Here is a 4,732-nt window from a genome sequence, read left to right on the forward strand (position 1 = left end):
CCGACCACCACCGCGTTGTCCATGATGAACGGCTTGACCGCCATCGAACGGCCACGGGACAACTGGAACAACCGCTCACCGTCGAACAGGTCAGTCAACGGCTCCGGCCCCAGGCGAATCAACAGTTCATGATTGAGCGGGTCGAGGCTCCAGAGCATCGCGCCAAACCGACGCGGGTCGGTGTAGCGCAGGGCCAGGCCCGACTCCAGTTCGATATCCACATGCTCATGCTTGGCCGCCGGCAGGCCGACCTCTACCAGACGCAAATTCCCGGACATACCCAAGTGGCTGATCAAGGTTCCGACCTCGGCGTTGATCAGCAGGTACTTGGCGCGCCGCTCCACCAGCACGATCCGCTGGCCGGACAAGCGCACGTCGAGGTCCTCGGGAATCGGCCAGCGCAGGCGCCGGTCACGCACGATCACCCGGCTGACGCGCTGGCCTTCCAGGTGCGGCGCAATGCCACGGCGGGTGGTTTCGACTTCTGGCAGTTCAGGCATGGTGCTCTCTTGGAGGAAGAAAATCCGACAATCAGCGGTGCGCGCCGAGGTCGCGAATCGTCTGCTTGAGGGTCTCGAAGTCGTAGTCCGAGAGACCGACATAATCGAGCACCAACGCCGCGATGCTGTCCCACTCGTGATCTTCGGTCTGGTTGCCCAGCACGCGATAGGAAGCGCAAATATGCTCGGCCATCTTCAGGATCGCCAGCAGGTTCTTCAGCGAACTGTTGCGCGACGATTCATCGCTGAAGATCGCCAAGGCATTGTGGTGATTGGCGATGGCCGTGCTCACGTGTTCCGGCAGGCGCCAGGACTTGGCCGTGTAATAACCCACCACGGCATGGTTGGTGTTGAATTCCCGGTTCTCGGTGTCCACGACGCGGCACTCGGCCCCGGCACTGGCATAGGCCTGCTCCAGAACGCCCATGTAGTCGGGGAAACGCTGGAGCATCAGCGGCACGCCACAGTCATGGAACAAGCCCAGGGCGTAGGCTTCATCGCCGTTCTGGATACCGATGCGCTTGGCCAGGGTCAGGCAGGTCATCGCCACGTCCTGGGCGGTGTCCCAGAAGCGGTTCAAGGTGACGATGGTATCGTCGTTCATCTCGCCCTTGATCGACTGTGCGTTGATCAGGTTGATGATCGAGCGGCTGCCCAGCAAATTCACCGCCCGCTGGATCGAGGCAATCTTGTTGCTCAGACCGTAATACGGTGAATTGACGATCTTCAACAACGATCCAGAGAGGCCAGGGTCCTGGGAGATCAGCTTCGCGATCACCTCCAGATCCGGGTCGGGCATGTACTGCTCCATCTGCAGATCAACCATGATCTGCGGTTGAGCCGGCACACTGATGCCTTGCAGGGACTGCTGGATTTGTTCGGGAGTCAGCTCTTGGGACATAAGTACACACTCTGGGTCAGGCGCCGATTCTAGCTTCTAAAAGTTGGATCCGACACCTTGGACGGCCCGATCACTGAAGTTTCATCCAATCACTGGCGGATCACCGCATGTCCATCCGTCGCGCCGTGGCCCTGCGCAACACGCTATACTCCCGCTCTTTTTTCCGGAGCGACGACATGTCCCTGCCTAGCCTGCGCCTCAAAGCCAATGCCGACCGTCGTCTGCGCAACGGTCATTTGTGGGTCTACAGCAACGAAATCGATGTAGCCGCCACGCCTTTGCACGGTTTCAAGGCCGGCGACCAGGCGATCCTCGAAGCCGCCGGCGGCAAGCCGTTGGGCATTGTTGCCATGAGCCCGAACAACCTGATCTGCGCCCGCCTGCTGTCGCGCGACATCAAGTTGCCGCTGGACAAATCGCTGCTGGTGCATCGCCTGAACGTGGCCTTGTCGCTGCGTGACCGCTTGTTCGACAAGCCATTCTATCGCCTGGTCTACGGTGATTCCGATCTGCTGCCGGGCCTGGTGGTTGACCGTTTCGGTGACATCCTGGTGGTGCAGATCGCTTCGGCGACCATGGAAGCCCACAAAGACGACGTGATCGCGGCGCTGACCCAAGTGCTCAAGCCAAGCGGCATTCTGTTCAAGAACGACTCCGCTGCCCGTGACGCCGAAGGCCTCAACCGCTACGTCGAAACTGTCTTCGGCCTGGTGCCGGAGTGGGTCGCGCTGGAAGAGAATGGCGTGAAATTCGAAGCTCCGGTCATCCAGGGTCAGAAAACCGGCTGGTTCTACGACCACCGCATGAACCGCGCGCGCCTGGCGCCATACGCCAAAGGCAAACGCGTGCTGGACCTGTACAGCTACATCGGCGGTTGGGGCGTGCAAGCCGCGGCATTCGGTGCCAGTGAAGTGTTCTGCGTCGACGCCTCGGCCTTCGCCCTCGATGGCGTCGAGCGCAACGCCGCATTGAACGGTTTCGCCGAGAAAATGACCTGCATCGAAGGCGACGTGTTTGAAGCGCTCAAAGAGCTGAAAGCCAGCGAGGAACGCTTCGACGTGATCGTCGCCGACCCGCCGGCGTTCATCAAACGCAAGAAAGACATGAAAAACGGCGAAGGCGCCTACCGCCGCCTGAACGAGCAAGCCATGCGCCTGCTCAGCAAGGACGGCATCCTGGTCAGCGCATCCTGCTCAATGCACCTGCCGGAAGACGACCTGCAGAACATTCTCTTGACCAGCGCCCGCCACCTGGACCGCAACATCCAGATGCTCGAACGCGGCGGCCAGGGCCCGGATCATCCGGTTCACCCAGCCATCGCTGAAACCCGCTACATCAAGAGCATTACCTGCCGGTTGCTGCCGAATAGCTGAGTAATCCCCTGTAGGAGCGAGCCTGCTCGCGATGGTCGTCAACGATAACGCGGGGAGCCTGATACCCCGCGACGTTCCCGGATTCATCGCGAGCAAGTTCGCTCCTACAGATGTTTCAGAAATCGCCCACGTTCCCCTGCATTGACTTGCTTCTTCATCAAATCAATCCTCGTCTACCCCTCACGGAACGAGCGCACTGATTGATGAACCTCGCCACAAACACCCGTGAAAAACCGCTGATCATCTTGTTGCTGATGACCATGATGCTGTTGAGCGTGTTCCCATTGGACGTGGTCCTCCCCTCCTTTCCAGATCTCTCGGCATACTTCCGGATTTCACCAACTGACGCGGCCCTGTCCGTCAGCGTGTTCGCCGTCAGTCTGGCACTCTCCATCCTGCTGGTTGGTCCACTCTCGGACATGTGGGGCCGCAAGAAGCTGTTGTTGGCCGGTATTGCTCTGGCAACAATTGGAGCGGCTGGGTGCGCAGTTTCCAGCGAGTACCACTGGTTTCTGGGTTTCCGGGTGATCCAGGCGATCGGTTGCGGATCCTTTTCGCTGGCCCAGTCGCTGGTACAGGACTTGTTTGTGGGCCGTGAACGGGAGCGACTCCGGATATGGATGGTGACTGCGGGCGGTGTTTTCATTTCCATATCGCCGCTGCTGGGGACCTGGCTGCAATTGGAGTTTGGCTGGCAGGGCAGCTTTTGGGTGTTTATTACACTGGCAACGATTGTCTGGCTGAGCGCTTGCCGGCTGCTCAAGAAAGCACCACCGATACGTACGCCAGCGCATGGCGGAGTTCTCAGTGCTTATTGGCGAGTCTGTTCGGATGCAAGGTTCATGGGTTACTGGCTGATTTCGGCCCTGGCCTTCGCCTGCCATTTTTCGTTCATCGTCAATTCACCCATCATTTTCATGGAGCAACTGGCACTCTCACCCTATGAATTTGCATGGACGTTGCTGCTGTATGGTGTCGCTTATGTTTTCGGCGGCGTGGTCGCCAGCGTCCTGCATCGATACCTGCACGCTAACACCCAGATCAATATTGGCCTGGGGCTGATCACAACTTCAGGCCTGCTGATGCTGTGGCTGACTCGGCAATTTGGTCTCTCTGCCACCACAGTGCTGTTATCCATGCTTATTTGTACGATTGGCACAACCATAACCAGACCTGTCGTCAACTCCATGGCAATGAACATCCACCCGCAATACGCCGGCACTTCTACCTCGGTCGGTGGTGTGCTGATGTTCCTCAGCGGCGGCGTGGTCAGCGCATTGATCAGCGTGGTACCCGAGGGTCTGATCAGCACCCTGGCCCTTTGCTTTTTGGCATTAAGCCTCGCAGGCCTTGGACTCAATGCGTTGATCTTTCAACGTGATAAACAGACGCTCAATGTCGGCTGACACCTGCCAGTCGTCATTCCACACGCCGGGTCAACACGGGATCAACGCTTCCCGGCATTCCCTCCAGCCGCCAGCCGTGTAGAATCGCGACATTCATCGCCAGTCATCCCCGGCGGGTTTATGAGCTCAAGCTGAAGCGCGCGGCGATCCCGCAAAGTTATCGGCAACTTCCGGACACACGGCCATTTCTGAGTGTTCCAGACGTCACTAGAAGCTCACTTCCCTTTTGATACCTGATTAGCCGCCCGGAGTGCTTCATGCCTGATTACCGCTCGAAAACATCCACCCACGGCCGCAACATGGCCGGTGCCCGCGCTCTGTGGCGCGCCACGGGGATGAAAGATGACGACTTCAAGAAGCCGATCATCGCCATTGCCAACTCCTTCACCCAGTTCGTACCGGGCCACGTGCACCTGAAAGATCTGGGTCAATTGGTCGCCCGCGAAATCGAACGCGCTGGCGGCGTGGCCAAGGAATTCAACACCATCGCGGTCGACGACGGCATCGCCATGGGCCACGACGGCATGCTGTATTCGCTGCCGAGCCGCGAGA

General features: G+C 59.0%; 5 protein-coding genes. 3 read left to right on the plus strand and 2 right to left on the minus strand.

Annotated features, from left to right (window positions below):
• The coding region (locus D8U18_RS23745; protein ID WP_277752491.1) for a DNA-formamidopyrimidine glycosylase family protein at positions 1-500 on the minus strand (500 nt) is incomplete at its 3' end.
• Positions 501-531: 31 nt separating this feature from the next.
• The gene (locus tag D8U18_RS23750; protein ID WP_162250575.1) at positions 532-1,347 is read right to left on the minus strand and encodes an HDOD domain-containing protein; all 816 of its coding nucleotides are present in this window, start codon (positions 1,345-1,347) and stop codon (positions 532-534) included.
• Positions 1,348-1,577: 230 nt separating this feature from the next.
• Between D8U18_RS23750 and D8U18_RS23755 the strand changes: the two genes are divergently transcribed.
• From D8U18_RS23755 to D8U18_RS23765, 3 genes are all read left to right on the plus strand, one after another.
• On the plus strand, positions 1,578-2,774 hold the full coding sequence (locus tag D8U18_RS23755) for a class I SAM-dependent rRNA methyltransferase (RefSeq protein WP_017341306.1): 1,197 nt from the start codon (positions 1,578-1,580) through the stop codon (positions 2,772-2,774).
• Positions 2,775-2,977: 203 nt separating this feature from the next.
• On the plus strand, positions 2,978-4,180 hold the full coding sequence (locus tag D8U18_RS23760) for an MFS transporter (protein ID WP_131108618.1): 1,203 nt from the start codon (positions 2,978-2,980) through the stop codon (positions 4,178-4,180).
• 257 nt (positions 4,181-4,437) lie between these two features.
• On the plus strand, positions 4,438-4,732 hold a 295-nt coding region (locus D8U18_RS23765), incomplete at its 3' end, for a dihydroxy-acid dehydratase (RefSeq protein ID WP_177435056.1).

Origin of the sequence: Pseudomonas sp. Sample_10, assembly GCF_004321495.1 — a bacterium.
In the GTDB taxonomy this organism is placed as follows: Bacteria; Pseudomonadota; Gammaproteobacteria; order Pseudomonadales; family Pseudomonadaceae; genus Aquipseudomonas.

Coding starts and splice junctions, on each gene's coding strand:
- D8U18_RS23755 (WP_017341306.1), top strand. CDS start 1,578: ATGTCCCTGCCTAGCCTGCGCCTCAAAGCCAATGCCGACCGTCGTCTG.
- D8U18_RS23760 (WP_131108618.1), top strand. CDS start 2,978: ATGAACCTCGCCACAAACACCCGTGAAAAACCGCTGATCATCTTGTTG.